This is a genomic window from Pseudoalteromonas sp. 4NS20-0020 (assembly GCF_057554385.1).
The window spans coordinates 480,530-495,837 of the sequence record NZ_BAAJMI010000003.1; the positions used below are offsets into that span (position 1 = coordinate 480,530).

13 protein-coding genes and 1 pseudogene are annotated in these 15,308 nt (G+C 36.7%); 7 read left to right on the top strand and 7 right to left on the bottom strand.

Annotation, left to right across the window (positions count from 1 at the left end; genetic code table 11):
- Positions 1 to 12 precede the first annotated feature (12 nt).
- Both AC27JL_RS09395 and AC27JL_RS09400 read left to right on the top strand, forming a co-directional pair.
- Positions 13 to 585 (top strand): MiaE family protein, encoded by a 573-nt coding sequence (locus AC27JL_RS09395; RefSeq protein ID WP_008133023.1) that lies wholly within the window; start codon positions 13 to 15, stop codon positions 583 to 585.
- A 272-nt stretch (positions 586 to 857) separates the two neighbouring features.
- A pseudogene (locus AC27JL_RS09400) lies at positions 858 to 1,623 on the top strand (DNA/RNA non-specific endonuclease).
- 281 nt (positions 1,624 to 1,904) lie between these two features.
- Here AC27JL_RS09400 and AC27JL_RS09405 read toward each other — a convergent pair.
- The 6 genes from AC27JL_RS09405 to AC27JL_RS09430 form a co-directional block, all read right to left on the bottom strand.
- Positions 1,905 to 2,864, bottom strand: coding sequence for a sugar-binding transcriptional regulator (locus AC27JL_RS09405; RefSeq protein WP_006792952.1), 960 nt, complete (start codon positions 2,862 to 2,864; stop codon positions 1,905 to 1,907).
- Positions 2,865 to 3,040: 176 nt separating this feature from the next.
- Complete coding sequence (locus AC27JL_RS09410) at positions 3,041 to 4,051, bottom strand: ABC transporter ATP-binding protein (RefSeq protein WP_039036972.1); 1,011 nt, start codon at positions 4,049 to 4,051, stop codon at positions 3,041 to 3,043.
- A gap of 10 nt (positions 4,052 to 4,061) precedes the next feature.
- Positions 4,062 to 4,892: a carbohydrate ABC transporter permease gene (locus AC27JL_RS09415; protein ID WP_008133015.1), complete on the bottom strand. Its 831-nt coding sequence runs from the start codon at positions 4,890 to 4,892 to the stop codon at positions 4,062 to 4,064.
- A gap of 1 nt (position 4,893) precedes the next feature.
- A complete protein-coding gene (locus AC27JL_RS09420; RefSeq protein WP_008133013.1) occupies positions 4,894 to 5,766 on the bottom strand; it encodes a carbohydrate ABC transporter permease in 873 nt (290 codons plus the stop codon).
- Between the two features lie 138 nt (positions 5,767 to 5,904).
- Positions 5,905 to 7,212, bottom strand: a complete 1,308-nt coding sequence (locus AC27JL_RS09425) for an ABC transporter substrate-binding protein (protein WP_487195476.1) — start codon at positions 7,210 to 7,212, stop codon at positions 5,905 to 5,907.
- A 107-nt stretch (positions 7,213 to 7,319) separates the two neighbouring features.
- On the bottom strand, positions 7,320 to 8,648 hold the full coding sequence (locus AC27JL_RS09430) for a hypothetical protein (protein WP_487195477.1): 1,329 nt from the start codon (positions 8,646 to 8,648) through the stop codon (positions 7,320 to 7,322).
- Positions 8,649 to 9,093: 445 nt separating this feature from the next.
- Between AC27JL_RS09430 and AC27JL_RS09435 the strand changes: the two genes are divergently transcribed.
- From AC27JL_RS09435 to AC27JL_RS09455, 5 genes are read left to right on the top strand one after another with little or no spacing between them, the layout of a single operon-like run.
- Positions 9,094 to 9,477, top strand: a complete 384-nt coding sequence (locus AC27JL_RS09435; RefSeq protein ID WP_006792946.1) for a response regulator — start codon at positions 9,094 to 9,096, stop codon at positions 9,475 to 9,477.
- Positions 9,478 to 9,489: 12 nt separating this feature from the next.
- A complete protein-coding gene (locus tag AC27JL_RS09440) occupies positions 9,490 to 10,395 on the top strand; it encodes an AAA family ATPase (protein WP_487195478.1) in 906 nt (301 codons plus the stop codon).
- A 5-nt stretch (positions 10,396 to 10,400) separates the two neighbouring features.
- Positions 10,401 to 11,390 (top strand): DUF58 domain-containing protein, encoded by a 990-nt coding sequence (locus AC27JL_RS09445; RefSeq protein WP_487195479.1) that lies wholly within the window; start codon positions 10,401 to 10,403, stop codon positions 11,388 to 11,390.
- Positions 11,387 to 13,363 carry a transglutaminase TgpA family protein gene (locus AC27JL_RS09450; protein WP_487195480.1) on the top strand — a complete coding sequence of 659 codons (1,977 nt, stop codon included), beginning with the start codon at positions 11,387 to 11,389 and terminating at the stop codon, positions 13,361 to 13,363. Before AC27JL_RS09445 ends, AC27JL_RS09450 begins: the two co-directional genes overlap by 4 nt.
- A gap of 8 nt (positions 13,364 to 13,371) precedes the next feature.
- A complete protein-coding gene (locus tag AC27JL_RS09455; RefSeq protein ID WP_487195481.1) occupies positions 13,372 to 14,694 on the top strand; it encodes a Na+/H+ antiporter family protein in 1,323 nt (440 codons plus the stop codon).
- A 180-nt stretch (positions 14,695 to 14,874) separates the two neighbouring features.
- Here the strand turns inward: AC27JL_RS09455 and AC27JL_RS09460 are convergent, their stop codons facing one another.
- Positions 14,875 to 15,306: an acyl-CoA thioesterase gene (locus AC27JL_RS09460; RefSeq protein WP_006792940.1), complete on the bottom strand. Its 432-nt coding sequence runs from the start codon at positions 15,304 to 15,306 to the stop codon at positions 14,875 to 14,877.
- Between the last annotated feature and the right edge of the window lie 2 nt (positions 15,307 to 15,308).

Sequence of the window (15,308 nt, forward strand, 5' to 3'; positions counted from 1 at the left end):
GTAGTATTTATTATGTTTGAATTAAAATACCAAACGCCATTTGAATGGACCGAGGCTGTACTTGCCGACTTTAACACCTTTTTGCAAGATCATGCGGCTGCTGAAAAAAAAGCTTCAGGCATGGCTATTTCAATGCTTTCGCATTACCCAGACAAGCGTAAACTTGTAAAAGCAATGACCGATTTAGCCCTTGAAGAGCTTATTCATTTTAAACAAGTACTCAAGCTATTAACTGAACGCGACACAACATTGGGTGATGACCAAAAAGATCCGTACATAAAGCAAATTCGTGCTTTATTTAGGCACGGACGTGATGGCTTTTTAATGGATAGGTTATTAGTTGGTGGTGTAATTGAAGCTCGTGGACACGAACGTTTTTCATTAGTTGCGCAAGCATTACCTGAAGGTAAAGAAAAAGAGTTTTATGTAGCCATTGCTAAATCAGAAGAAAAGCACAAAAACTTATTTGTAGAACTAGCCTACGAATACTTCGACAAAGAAGAAGTAGACGTGCGTTTAGAAGAGTTATTAGTTGCTGAGGCTGAAATTTGTAAAAGTATTCCATTTACAGCGGCACTTCATTAATATTATTTTATTAAATTATAAAACGCAGGCATTTGCCTGCGTTTTTTTATGCCTAGGATTTATTTAAAATGCATAAATAACTATTGGTAGGGTGCTTATTACCTTTTTATTAACCGATTAACTAGAACGAATAAATTAACAATTAGACACAATACTTAAGTGCTAAATATACATGTATGCAATTAACTTGTTGAATATATTTATAAAATTAAATATATCTGTAACATAAACTTGTTAGGTTTTTATCCTCATTTATACAGGATAAAACAACAATGAAATCATTTATAAATATATCACTAACCTTAACAAGCTTATTATTAGCTTCAACTGCCAATGCTGCCAATTGCTTAGAAGGTTGTCCAACAGGATTAAACAACGGTAAAACAATTGAACGTAGTATTTATACTTTAAAAAATAACCGTTACACAAAATTTGCAGACTGGGTAGCATACCAAGTAACGCCCAATACAATGAGCGGGCCATCAAGATCAAGGAGTTGGAAATCAGACCCTGATTTATATTCCCATTATACGCTTGAGCCGAGTGATTATACCGATGCATATGCAACAATTAATACTGACCGTTCCATTGGCATCTTTTAGTAATACAGCCGATTGGCGTTTAACAAATTTGCTTTCTAATATTACACCACAATCTTCAGCATTAAACCAAGGGCCATGGGTTAGGCTTGAAACAGCGGTAAGAAATCATGTTGATGATGGAAATAACTTATACGTAGTTACTGGTCCAATGTACGAATATTACTTTGCAGATTTACCACGAGCAAATGAAAACCATACTATACCAAGTGGTTATTTTAAAATTGTAATGAAGCAATCTGGTAACACCATTAAAGCATCGGCATTTATTATGCAGCAAAGTGCTGGCCGCAGAGATAATTTTTGTAATACCCAAGTAAGTATTGATGAAGTTGAAAGTAGAACTGGCATTAATGTTTTACCTAATTTAACGAGTAATCAGGCACAAACAATAGAATCATCCGTATTTGGTTTAGCAAGTGAGTTAGGCTGTAATTAAAATATCTACATGATTAGCGGTATAAGTTTATGCCGTTAATCATGATTTAAAATAAATAATAGTGAAATAGAGCGTTTTATACGTTAAATAGATAAGCACTTTACCTTACTAAGTAATTAAAATACTATATTTAACATAATATAAATTATAGGTAGTTAAATGTTATTTAATAAGAGCGCATGAATGCACTCTTATTATGTCCAATACTAGACGGTATCGGACATTAGGTCGTTTTGTTCGCTATAAAAATTTTGTAATACACAATGCAATGTTCAAATAACTCAATCAATGCTGAGTAAACGTTCTGCGGTATATTCGTTAGTGATTAAACCACTAATCATATTTGATCTTACAGCGCCTAGTATAGCCAACACTTTTTCTTCACCTGCAGCTATTGCATAAATTTGTTTGTTTTCATTTGTTACTAATGGCGTACTCGCAACGCGTTGGTTTACAGTGCAATCTAGCAATTTACCATTTTTATCGTAAACCCAGCTGATCATTTCGCCAACGGCGCCTAAGTCTTGAAGCTCTTTTAATTCATCAGCGTCAACAAAACCATCTATGTGTAATGGTGACTTTTCACCTAAACTACCAATGCCGACAAAAGTTACGTCTGCATTTTTAGCAAGCTTCAGGTTCGCAGTTATATTATGTTGTGCATGAAGTTGGTTTTTTTCTTCAATACTGCGCGGTAAAACTGGTAATGGCATCGGATAATGTTTTGCATTAGTGTGTTCAGCCATTCTAACTACAACATCGTAAGGCGAAGCCGAACCATCTAACGCCATGTTACCTAACATAGCCACTATTTTATGTTGTGGGCAATCAAGTATTGGTAGTTCATCAACAATAGCACGCAAAACTCTCCCTGTTCCCATTGCTAATACTTTTGGCGTTTCTGATTTCAAATGGCGCTGTATCTCAGCGGCACCAGCTTGTGCAAGTCCAACTGTAGATGATGGTTCAGAAGGATCGCTTGGTACCACTTCACATGATGCTAAACCAAATCGGCTTTTTAATTTTTCTGCTAAATCCATACATTTGGCAATGGGGTGATCGAGTCTTACTTTTATTAGGCCTTGGCTAACTGATAAAGCAACCATTCGCTGCGCTGACTGACGAGATACATTAAGCTTTTTCGCTATTTCGTCTTGAGTTTGGCCGGCGACATAATATAACCACCCCGCTCTTGCTGCATCATCAAGTTTTCTTATTTCTGTGTTCGATAATTTTGCCACTTAAACCTCTGTAATTAAGGAGTAACTTGTGTTTGATATTATTAATGGCTTCAAACTTATGCTTTAAGGCAAATATATCATTTATTTATATAATGCCGAAGCCAATAATGAGCTAATAACCAATACCTTAAAGTTAATTATGACTAAATAAGGTATTGGCTCTATTGCTTTCAAACTTAGTTGCTAGCTTTAATCGTTACCCCATTTTTATCAAACTTGTGTACTTTATTTTCTTGCGCAGTTAAAAATACAGAGTCACCGTATTGGAGCGAGCAATCACCATCAGCTTTTACTGTCACTGTGCTGCCATTTGTAAGTGTTACATGTAAAAAACTCTCAGACCCTAAGTGCTCAATTACCCCTACTTTACCTGACCACGTGCCTGTATCTTGCGATATTATAAAGTGCTCTGGACGAACACCTAAGCTTGACGCTCCATTAGTGTCACCATTTGGAATATCGATAAAGTTCATTTTTGGTGAACCAATAAAACCTGCCACAAATTTATTTACTGGGTGTTGATAAAGTTCCAATGGCGTACCAACTTGCTCGATAATACCGCCATTAAATACAGCAATTCTGTCGGCCATTGTCATTGCTTCAACTTGGTCATGAGTTACATAAATCATTGTAGTGGCTAAACTTTTATGCAGCTCTGAAATTTCAAGACGCATATTTACACGCAATGAAGCATCTAAATTTGATAGTGGCTCATCGAATAAAAATGCAGAGGGTTGTCTAACAATTGCGCGCCCTATTGCTACTCGTTGACGTTGACCACCTGATAGCTGTCCTGGTTTTCGATCTAGATAATCAGTTAAATTAAGAATTTTAGCGGCGTTAGCGATTTTAGTTTCTATTTCTGCAGCGCTTACTTTAGCGCGCTTAAGTGGAAAAGCAATGTTATTGCGAACGCTCATATGTGGGTACAACGCATAAGATTGGAACACCATTGCCAAACCTCTTTTAGCAGGTGGTGTATGTGTTGCATCTTGCCCGTCTATTTCAATATTTCCGCTTGTTGTGTCTTCAAGCCCTGCAATCATGCGTAGTAATGTTGATTTACCACAGCCTGATGGCCCAACAAAAACAATAAATTCACCGTCTTTAATTTCTAAATCTAATGGTTTAATAACGTTTACGTCGTCAAAGTTTTTAGTGACTTGTTTTAGTGTGATGCTGCCCATGTGTGTTCTCCTACTTTACTGCGCCAAAGCTTAAGCCGCGCACTAATTGTTTTTGACTAAACCAACCAAGAATTAAAATTGGCACAATGGCCATGGCAGATGCTGCCGATAATTTGGCGTAAAATAACCCTTCAGGGCTTGAATAACTGGCTATAAATGCAGTTAACGGTGCAGCATTTGCTGCGGTTAATATTAGAGTCCAAAATGCTTCGTTCCAGGCTAAAATTACATTTAACAATAATGTTGAAGCAATGCCAGGTAAGGCTATAGGCAGTAATACATGAAATATTTCTTCGCCAATTGTTGCACCATCCATGCGTGAAGCTTCTAATATTTCACCCGGTATTTCTCTGAAGTAGGTATAAAGCATCCAGATCATAATTGGTAAATTTATAAGGGTCATCACGATAACTAAACCTAGTTTTGTATCGAGTAAACCGAAGTCGCGAAATAATAAGTAAATAGGTATTAGCACCCCTACCGGCGGTAGCATTTTGGTCGAAAGCATCCACATTAGTAAATTTTTTGTTTTTTTACTTTGAACAAAAGCCATTGACCATGCAGCCGGAACAGCGATTAATAAACCTAATAAACTTGACCCTAATGAAATAACAACCGAATTCCAAAAATGCGTAAAGTATGGTGAGCGTGATAATACATCTGAGTAATTTATTAGCGTCCACTCGAATGCAAACAAAGTGGGTGTAGCTGATATAGCCTCAGATTCTGTTTTAAAACTTGTGATCAACGTCCATAAAATAGGGAAGAAAATCATTGAACTGACTGTCCATGCCGCTATGGTATAAATAAGTGTTGAACGTGTGTTATTTTTAATACTCATTTTACCCCTCCAAGTTTTTGCCAATTAAGCGCATTAAAAATATTGCTACTATATTTGCAATGATCACGGCAACTATGCCACCTGCCGAACCACCACCTACATCAAATTGCAGTAATGATTGGGTATAAATTAAATAAGTGATATTTGTTGATGAATAACCTGGTCCACCGCTTGTTGTAACCAATATTTCAGCAAATATAGAGAGTAAAAAGATGGTTTCAATTAATATCACCGCAGTCACAGCCCGAGATAAATGAGGTAAAACAATATAGAAAAACTTACTAAATGGGCCTGCGCCATCTAAATCAGCGGCTTCTAATTGTTCGCGGTCTAGTGATTGAATAGCTGTAAGCAGAATCAGTGCTGCAAATGGTAACCACTGCCAAGACACAATTATAATGATTGAAAATAACGGCATTTGAGCAAAAAAGTCTATTGGCTCAAAACCTAACCAAATTGCAAAGTGAGCAAACAAACCATTTACAGGGTTCATAAGCATGTTTTTCCACACTAAGGCTGAAACCGTTGGCATAACAAAAAATGGCGCAAGTACCATTATACGAACGTAATTACGTCCCCATATTGCTTGGTCTAATAAAATAGCCAAACCTATACCACCACAAATGGTAATGAGCAACACGCCAGTAACTAAATAAAGCGTGTTAAAAAAAGATTCAAAAAACGCCGGATCAGTTAAAAAAAACTCATAGTTTAAAAAACCTACAAATTCTTTATCTCCAGGAACCAATAAATTGTAATCAATGAATGAAAAATACAATGTCATACACAGCGGAACAATCATCCAAGCGAGTAACAATGTTACGCTAGGAAGAAGCATGAACCGAGCAAGCGTACGCGAGTTAGTTGTTGCCATAACGGTGACCTTAAAAAAGCCAATTCTATTTACTCACTATTAAGTGAAAATCAGAAACCCTTAATAATATGTAAAATCATAAATAGAACTGACATAAAATACAGGGCAAGTTGAGAGCTTGCCCACCTATAATTGATACTACTTAGGGTAACGCGCTTTACGCATGGCTCTTTCAACTAAACGTTGAGATGAGCTTAACGCTTGTTTAACGGTCATTTGCCCAGTTAAAGCGGCTGAAAATTGTTGCCCTACTGCTGTTCCTATCCCTTGAAACTCCGGAATAGCAACAAACTGAATACCAACATAAGGAACAGGTTTTACGGTTGGGTTTTTAGGATCTGCGGTTTCGATTGAATCTAATGTTATTTGAGCAAAAGGCGCTGCTTCCATATACTGAGAGTTACTGTATAAAGATTTACGAGTACCCGGTGGCACTTTTGCCCAGCCTTTTTTATCGGCTACAAGTTGAGTATATTCTTTAGATGTTGCCCAGCTGATAAATTTCATTGCAGCATCTTGTTTTTTACTGCTTGAAGGAATGGCTAGTGTCCACGACCACAACCAATTACCACGTTTACCTAGCCCGTTGTCAGGTGCGAGTGCAAAACCAACTTTATCGGCTACTTCAGAATCTGTTTTGTTTGTAACAAATGCGCCAGCTACTGTTGCATCAATCCATATACCACACTTACCGGTTTGAAATAATGCTAGATTTTCGTTAAAGCCATTAGCTGACGAACCCGCAGGACCTGATTCATTCATAACATCAACATAGTACTGAAGAGTTTTTTCCCATTCAGGTGTATTAAACTGAGGCTTCCAGTTTTCGTCAAACCAACGTGCACCGAATGAGTTAGCCATTGATGTAATAAGTGCAATATTTTCTCCCCAACCGGCTTTACCACGCAAACACATACCATAAACGCCATCCTCTTTACTGGTCATTGCTTTTGCTGCTTTTCTAATAAAGTCCCAAGACGGTGCTTTAGGCATGGTTAACCCAGCTTTTGTCATTAAATCAGTACGGTACATAACCATTGAGCTTTCGCCATAAAAAGGAGCGGCGTATAGCTTATCGTTAACGGTAAGGCCGCTTCGAATAGCGGGTAGTAAATCATCTAAATCGTAATTTTTGCCAAGGTTATCTAACTCTGTTAACCAGTTCTGTTTGCCCCAAATTGGTACTTCATAAGTACCGATGGTCATAACATCATACTGACCGCCTTTTGTGGCCACGTCTGTTGTTACACGCTGGCGTAAAATATTTTCTTCAAGTGTTACCCACTTCAAATCTATATCAGGGTTTTGACTGGTGAATTCATTACTTAGTTCTTTCATGGTGATCATGTCACCATTATTAACAGTAGCAATTGTAATTGTTTCTTTTGCGTAAGCGTTGCTCATTGCCATGATGCCACAGGCAAGCATTAATAATTTATTTTTCATTTTAAATACCTTATCTCTAACATTAAAAGGTGCACTTGTACTTAATAAAAGTGAATTAAAATAGCTTTAATTACGTGAATATTAAGTACTAAGTTGCTGAATATAAGTTAAAATTTAACTGAAATCTCAGATGTGAACCCGTCAAAACCAGCGCCTATTTGGCCTGCAGAGTTAACGCCTTCTTCTTGATTTACATATTCCACTTTTAATAACGTTTTATCGTTAAACCAGTAGCCCGCAGCAACTTGAATACGCTCTACTGTATTGTCTGTTTGCTCAATTAAATCAGATGTATTTTCTGCTTCTGAATAACGAGCTGCTACATATAACTGTTTAGGGATAAGGTATTGTTGTGCTTCAAAAACAAAATATTCTACTGATGTATCACCTTTGATCACACTGTTTGAATCGTACGTTGTGCCATTAGCGTCGGCTACTCCATCGGTACCAAAGTATGTAATTCCTGCAACTGCATTGCCCGCAGCATCTGCAAATGTGTAATCATCTGATGATTTACCAACCATGAACACTAAACTTGTTTCGTCAGATGGTTGGTATGCTAGATTTAGTTGTATGATTGACTGCTCAAGTCCGGGCATTGCACCTACGTGCGTGTCACGTTCATTTGATGGTGAGGCAGAAAAGTTATAGTTTTCACCATCGCCAAAACGATAGTTTGTTGTAGTTACTCCGTCTAAACTAGCTACACCATTTTCAAAGTTTAACTGGTCGCCTTGATTGGCCTTGAAAAGATTTAAACCCGCTTTGAAACCGCCTTCAAATTCTAATGTGCCTTGTAAACGGTAATTGTAACCACGGTCTTCTTGGAATGCTTCGCCAAAGCTTGAGGTTGTTATATGGCCAGCCACATTGTATGAGCGAAGAAAACCGCTGTCGTAAGTTTTTGTGTAACTAAGTTGCGCGCCGTTTTCAGCTGTAGCGTAATCAGTTATCCCGTTACCAATTAATGCATTACCTTGGTTATCTGCTCCATCTTGGAATCCTTTGAATTGAAACGGTGATGCACCAATGTTACCAAGCCTAAGGGTCAGATTCTCATCTTCTTTAGGTGTTCCATAAAGGCCAAATAAATCAAACTCAACACCGGCAAAGTCATTATGAAATGAAAAATCGCGGTCGCCGCCACCAAAATCATTTGGTTCTTCAGCTATATCAATATCAGCTGTAATAAATTCGTTAATATGAAATTTAAGCTGTAAATTTGCTCTTACACGGCCAAATCCAGATTCTTGTTCTTCATCTTCAGGACGAAATGCCCCCTCTTTTGCTTGAATAGTCTGGAAATTTTGCATTAATAAAAAGTCGACATCAACGCGGTCTAAGTAGTCAGAAACATCAGCTTGAGCAGACATAGAGGTAGCCATTGCTGCGGTTAATAGTGAGATTGCGAATTTTGTATTTTTATTTTTTAACATAATAAGCTCTTCGTGTTGTGTAGTGTTTAGTGTGAGTGTGTAGAAAAGCATTATGAGCATTGGATATGGGTTTATATTAAAATCCACCAATGAGCATAAGCTCAACTGCTGAGCATAATCACAGAATGATTTTAATAGGTCAACGATTTTTTATTACAAAACATTTACAAAATTAGAATTGTTAATTTAAAAGTTTTAATATCAATGACTTGTAAATTTATTGGGTGTGGTTGAAAAAACGAGTGTGCGGGTGTTTATAAAATTGATAACTTTTAAATTAATTAAAAAGTATAGAATTGAGTGTTGTTTTGATATTTTTTAAGCAGAATGCAAAATCAACAAAAGTATGGTTGTATTGTGATTTTTTAAGCAACGTTCTTGAGGTTATTAAGGTCATAGCTTAATATTAATGTACTTAAGAAGTATTAAAAGAAGTAACTTACATATGGAATTTGTTCGCCCTTTAGAGCCTATCCTCATCATTGACGATGTTAAAGAAATCCGTGATTACCTAAACCAAATATTAACCGAACTGGGTTATGAAGATATTTTAGAAAGCACGGATTTTAGCTCTGCCAAGCCAGTTATTGATAAAAAATGCCCTAGTGTGATTTTTTTAGATGTAGACTTACCCGACTCTGATGGGACTGATATTTTAGAATTTATTAATATAACCTACCCAAACGCACATGTAGTTATGTGCTCAGGTCATAACAGCTTAGAAAATGTTCAGAATACTTGGGAGCTTGGAGCTAAAGGGTTTATAGCAAAACCTTTTAATGCAAAAAAAGTTGATACCGTAATGAAACGTCTCGAACACATAGAATAATAAAAGGTTAGCATGCAAAGCTCCGTTAAAGCGATTATTGAAGACTTATCAGATGTTATTTTTGGAAAACAAAAACAGATAAAATTAGCACTAACCTGCTTGTTTAGCGAAGGACACTTACTAATTGAAGACTTGCCCGGCATGGGAAAAACCACGCTTTCTCATGGTTTAGCGGCAGTACTTGGCTTATCTTACCAACGAATTCAATTTACAAGTGACTTACTACCTGCCGATATACTCGGTACAAATGTATTTAATAGTAACGATCACAGCTTTACGTTTCATAAAGGCCCTATTTTTAGTCAAGTTGTATTAGCTGACGAAATAAACCGTACAGGGCCAAAAACACAAAGTGCATTACTTGAAGCGATGGAAGAACAACAAATCACTGTTGATGGCAAAAAGTATAGCCTTCCAGATCCATTTTTTGTTATTGCTACGCAAAATCCTTTATACCAATCGGGTACTTATCCGTTACCGGAATCTCAGTTAGATCGATTTTTAATGCGTATAAGCCTTGGTTTTCCTCAAAAAGAAGCTGAAAAACGTTTAATTTTAAATATGCAAAAACGCGACTACAGCCAACTTCCTAAACGGATAGATAAGCAGCAATTAAAACAAATTCAGGCACAAATTAGTGAAGTTACACTTAGTACTCCCGTTGTTGATTACATTATAGAGCTTGTTAATTATACAAGAAGCAGCAATGCGTTTGCGTCTTCATTATCACCTCGAGCAAGCATTGCGTTAGCTAAGGCTTCTAAATCATGGGCTTATATTGATGGACGCGATTATGTAATTCCTGAAGATATACAAGCAGTTTTTAAAAGTGTGTGCCAGCACCGCTTAGGTTTGCATAATGAATCGGGTGAAGCTCAAGTGAATGACATTTTAAATGCTGTGCCGGTTCCGGTGTAGCTTTTATGCCATCTAAAAAATCAAAACGCCCCAGCATATTTGCATCTTTAAAACGTACTGTTTTTGATAAATTTTTAAAACATAAACACCAAAAAAATTCAATTACGTTAGAGCACAACACAATCTATGTTTTGCCATCATCCCTTGGGTGGTATTTTATTTTTGTGGCTATTTTAAACTTTGTAATGGGTATAAATTATCAAAATAATTTAATTTTGATCATGTCGTATCTGATGTTCGTGGTCATTGTATTAGCAGTTTTTATGGGCTACAGCAATGCGAAAGGCTTAACAGTAACTTTTGATAAAGTATTACCGAGTTTTTCTCCACAACAACCCATTTTAAAATTGAACTTACATAGTAATTCAATCTGCCAATCGCTTTCTATTACCTATAACAATGATTTAAAAGCAAGTACACATCATGATGAAATTTCAAATAAATCGATTAGTAGCAGTTTACCGCTTCCGTATGAAACACGAGGTTGCTACAAATTAGAACGAATAAAAATAGCCAGTAACTATCCTTTTGGTTTGGTATCTGTATGGAGCTATTTACAAGTACAAACTAAAACTTTTGTTTACCCTGCTCACGAATACGTATTAAGCGATGCACACATTTCTTCACAAGATGAAAATACACAAAATGGAATGACAAAAAAGTCGGGAACTGAAGAATTCGACAATCTATTAATACATCAACCCGAAATGGGCTTAAGCAGAATATCGTGGAAACACTTCGCTAAAACAAAGCAATTATTAGTCAAAGACTTTGTAGATTTTAAAGCGACTGATGCTTTGTTTGATTTTAATTTAATGAGTGGAGCTACAGAGCAACGCCTTAGTCAGTTGTGTTATTTAGTGTGTGAAGCCACTGAGCACAACACCCCTTTCATGTTAAAACTGCCAAGCAAATTAATCAGTATTAATACCGGACAAGCCCATAAGCAACACTGTTTAGAATGCTTAAGTTCATTTGCAGGTGAAAAGCAATGATTGAACTTGAAAATGAAAAAGTTATTAACTTCTCTTTGTGTTTTATTTACGCCTGTTTAGTTCTATTTTTTACAGCACACCTGCCACTCCCATTTATTAGTGTATTAGCTGGCTTATGCCTATGGAATGCAGTTATTACATCCAAAAATACCGCAAAGCCTAATGCATGGCTTGCAAACATACTTGCCGCTGGTGCTTTGGGTTTAATGATATTTACAATAGGAATGTCCGATACTGTAATATTGTTTGTGGCCATGCTGTTGTTATCAAGCTTATTTAAACTTTTACAAGCTAAAAATAAAAAGCATTATCAGGTAATTACAACCCTTACTTTTTTTTCATTGTCGTCGGTGTACTTATTTAGCCAAACTATATTTACCACTGCAGTTGTTAGCTTTTTATATGTAATAAATTTTTCAGTAATGGGTTTATTAGAATCTAAACACAACTTAAAAATAAGCGCTAAACAAAGTTCAAAGTTATTATTAATGGCGTTACCACTGGCTGTTTTTTTACTGTTGTTTTTACCAAAAATGCCTGCGTTTTGGCAGTTACCCGGACCAAAACTGGCTAAAACTGGGCTTTCTGAGCAAGTAGATCCGTTTAATATTGCTAAATTGTCTAACTCAGATGAACTAGTATTTAGAGCTACTTTTAATAATCCCCCGCCTGCAACGCCTTACTATTGGCGTGCAATTATTCATGATGAATTTAATGGCAATGCATGGCTTACGTCTGATTTTTTAAAATACAATAACCAACAAACAAACCAAAACGTAATAACCGAACAAAGCATACTTATTGCAAACTATTCAGTAATTGCAGAACCTGCAACGCAAAAATGGCTTTATGGCTTAACTTATTCAACCAGCAACAGTAAAAATGTAAGCGCTAATGCGCTTGGATTATTAAGGAGAAACAGTTACCAAGCAAAAAGCCTGCAATATAATGTGGCAAGTTATCAATTTTCAGTAGATTCACTTAACGAATTTGAAAGAAATAGGTATACATCTCTAAATTTAAAGCAAAATATTAAAACTAATAAGTTTGCTTTACAGTTAAAAGAACAAGTCACCAATGAGCGGGCTTTTTATAACGCATTACTAGCGTACTTTGTAGAGCAAAACTTTACCTATACATTAACGCCGACCCCAATGAGTGGCGATAATACACTAGACCAATTTTTATTTGATAATAAACGTGGCTTTTGCGGACATTATGCCAGTGCCGCTGCTTATATTTTTAGGGTTGCGGGCATACCTGCACGTATAGTCAGTGGTTATTTAGGTGGTGAATATAATAGTGACAATAACACGCTTACTGTTCGCCAATACGACGCCCATGCTTGGGTTGAAGTATATTTACAAAATACCGGCTGGACTATTTTTGATGCCACTGCTGTTGTTGCTCCCGAGCGGTTAAATGGATCGCTTTCCCAAAACCAAGAGCTAAACGAAGAATTTAAAAATAATTTAGATTTCGGCTTAGTTAGCTTAAGTAACTTTGCAGCAATAAACTGGTTAAGGCTTGAACTAGAGCAACTAGATTATCAATGGTCTAGTTGGGTGCTTGGCTTTGATCAAGAAAAACAAAATGATTTTTTAAAATCCATATTTGGTAATAAAAAAAGTTGGCTGGTGCCTTTAGTTGTATTAATGACAGCAGGGTTAAGTTTTGTAATTTACTTTGTCTATTTAAACTGGCCAAAAGCAAAACCAGTTAAACTCCCTCCTATAGTTAAAGCCTATAATGAAGTTTTTGATTGGGGAAATAAAAACAAAATTACATCGGCCGACTCTCTTAGTCCGTCACAACAACTTGATCATATGGCAAAGCAAAGACCTAACGCGTCTAAGGAGCTAATAGAATTTAAACAATTATTCGAAAACAGCCGTTATGCTAACAAACCGTTTACCAAAGAGCGCAAAACCAAAGCTAAAGATCTGATAAAATTAATTAAAAGTTCAAAATAGAGAAAACTATGAATGCTGTTGTTGTTGGCGTGATTTTAATGCTTGCGCTTACCTTGGTTCGTGTCAATGTTATTGTAGCTATGACATTGTCTGCTTTAGTTGCTGGGTTAACTGCTGGTTTAGGAATAAAAGAAAGTTTAGATGCATTTAATTCGGGTTTGTCAGCGGGCGCTGAAATCGCCTTAAGTTATGCAATGCTTGGCGCATTCGCAGTTGCAATATCAAAGTCTGGTTTAACCCGCATATTAGCAGATAAATTGTTAGCTAAAGTAGATGCTAGAGGGCAAGGCAGCCAAACATTACTTAGTTATTTTATTTTAATGATTATATTAGCGTGCGCTATCTCATCACAAAACTTGGTGCCCGTGCACATAGCGTTCATCCCAATTTTGATCCCGCCTTTGTTGGTTGTATTTAATAAATTAAAACTCGATCGACGTGCCATCGCGTGTATTTTAACATTTGGTTTAGCCTCGTCCTACATGGTACTCCCCTATGGTTTTGGTGGGATTTACTTATATTCAATTTTACATAAAAATCTTGTAGATAACGGCCTTCAAATTGTAAATACCAGTGTACCCGTAGCAATGATTATCCCTGCGTTAGGAATGTTTATTGGCCTACTCATTGCTGTATTTTTTACTTATAAAAAACAACGTACTTATAAATCGATCACAGTTACTAACAAGAGCAACCATGAACCTATAAAAAACCAAAAAAAAGTCATGTTAGTTGGCTCTTTTGCAGTTATTATCTCGTTAATTGCACAAAATATAAGTGGCTCAATGATACTTGGCGGCTTAGTAGGCGTTATGATTTTTAGCCTATTTGGTATTGTTAAATGGGAAGAAAATGGAGACGTATTTAGTAAAGGCGTTGCCATGATGGCCATGATTGGTTTTATCATGATATCGGCGCAAGGTTTTGCATCAGTTATGCAAGCGACGGGTGATATACAAAGCTTGGTCAACAGCGGTGCAAGTTTGTTTGATGGAAATAAGCCTATAGCAGCGGCGGTAATTTTATTAGTTGGTTTACTTATCACCATGGGAATTGGAAGCTCTTTTTCAACGGTACCAATTATTGCGACCTTATTTGTTCCTTTATGCCTAGAGCTTGGTTTTTCAGTAATGGCAACAGCTGCTTTAGTCGGTACTGCGGGCGCTCTAGGCGATGCGGGCTCCCCTGCTTCAGACTCAACACTTGGGCCAACATCTGGTTTAAACGCAGATGGTCAGCACGACCATATTTGGGATTCGGTAGTCCCAACCTTTATACACTTTAATATTCCACTATTACTATTTGGCTGGATTGCAGCAATGGTACTTTGAGTATCCTAAAACCTTCAATTTAAGAGGCTTATTATGTAATAAGCCTCTTATTCCCTGTTTAACCTTCTTTCACATATAATTTTGTTGCTAAGATTATGTATAAAACAAATGTAGTATGATGTGTTCTTTTGCACCTAAAATATAAGCACCTATTCTGGTGCTTATATTTTTATATTAATTTTACTTAAACCCGTTAATCATTTTGGCGCAAACAACAGGTGTTGGCCTATGATTATCATCTACAGCAACAAATGTAAAACTACCGCTTATAGCCGAGTGTTTATCATCTTTGTGCATTGTTTCAAGTAGTATATCAACATCTACTTTTAAGCTAGTGTTACCAACATGCACAACTTTAGCTATTAGTTCAGCAAATGTACCTGCAGGTATTGCTTCTTTAAAGTCTACTCTATCAGACGAAATAGTTACCAAGGGCTTACGGCAAAAACGCGTTGCAGCAATAAATGCAACCTCGTCCATCCATGCTAATGCATCGCCACCAAATAGTGTATTGTGATGATTGGTACGCCCTGGGAATACCGTTTTTGTAACTGATGTAGTTGAATCTTTTATACGCTGAGCAATAATTGCATCGCGATTTACGTCTGTCATAG

Excerpts from the sequence above, each read along its gene's own strand:
- AC27JL_RS09420 (WP_008133013.1), bottom strand. The coding sequence starts at position 5,766 with ATGGCAACAACTAACTCGCGTACGCTTGCTCGGTTCATGCTTCTTCCT.
- AC27JL_RS09430 (WP_487195477.1), bottom strand. The coding sequence starts at position 8,648 with ATGTTAAAAAATAAAAATACAAAATTCGCAATCTCACTATTAACCGCA.
- AC27JL_RS09425 (WP_487195476.1), bottom strand. The coding sequence starts at position 7,212 with ATGAAAAATAAATTATTAATGCTTGCCTGTGGCATCATGGCAATGAGC.
- AC27JL_RS09415 (WP_008133015.1), bottom strand. The coding sequence starts at position 4,892 with ATGAGTATTAAAAATAACACACGTTCAACACTTATTTATACCATAGCG.
- AC27JL_RS09410 (WP_039036972.1), bottom strand. The coding sequence starts at position 4,051 with ATGGGCAGCATCACACTAAAACAAGTCACTAAAAACTTTGACGACGTA.
- AC27JL_RS09460 (WP_006792940.1), bottom strand. The coding sequence starts at position 15,306 with ATGACAGACGTAAATCGCGATGCAATTATTGCTCAGCGTATAAAAGAT.
- AC27JL_RS09395 (WP_008133023.1), top strand. The coding sequence starts at position 13 with ATGTTTGAATTAAAATACCAAACGCCATTTGAATGGACCGAGGCTGTA.
- AC27JL_RS09445 (WP_487195479.1), top strand. The coding sequence starts at position 10,401 with ATGCCATCTAAAAAATCAAAACGCCCCAGCATATTTGCATCTTTAAAA.
- AC27JL_RS09440 (WP_487195478.1), top strand. The coding sequence starts at position 9,490 with ATGCAAAGCTCCGTTAAAGCGATTATTGAAGACTTATCAGATGTTATT.
- AC27JL_RS09455 (WP_487195481.1), top strand. The coding sequence starts at position 13,372 with ATGAATGCTGTTGTTGTTGGCGTGATTTTAATGCTTGCGCTTACCTTG.
- AC27JL_RS09450 (WP_487195480.1), top strand. The coding sequence starts at position 11,387 with ATGATTGAACTTGAAAATGAAAAAGTTATTAACTTCTCTTTGTGTTTT.
- AC27JL_RS09435 (WP_006792946.1), top strand. The coding sequence starts at position 9,094 with ATGGAATTTGTTCGCCCTTTAGAGCCTATCCTCATCATTGACGATGTT.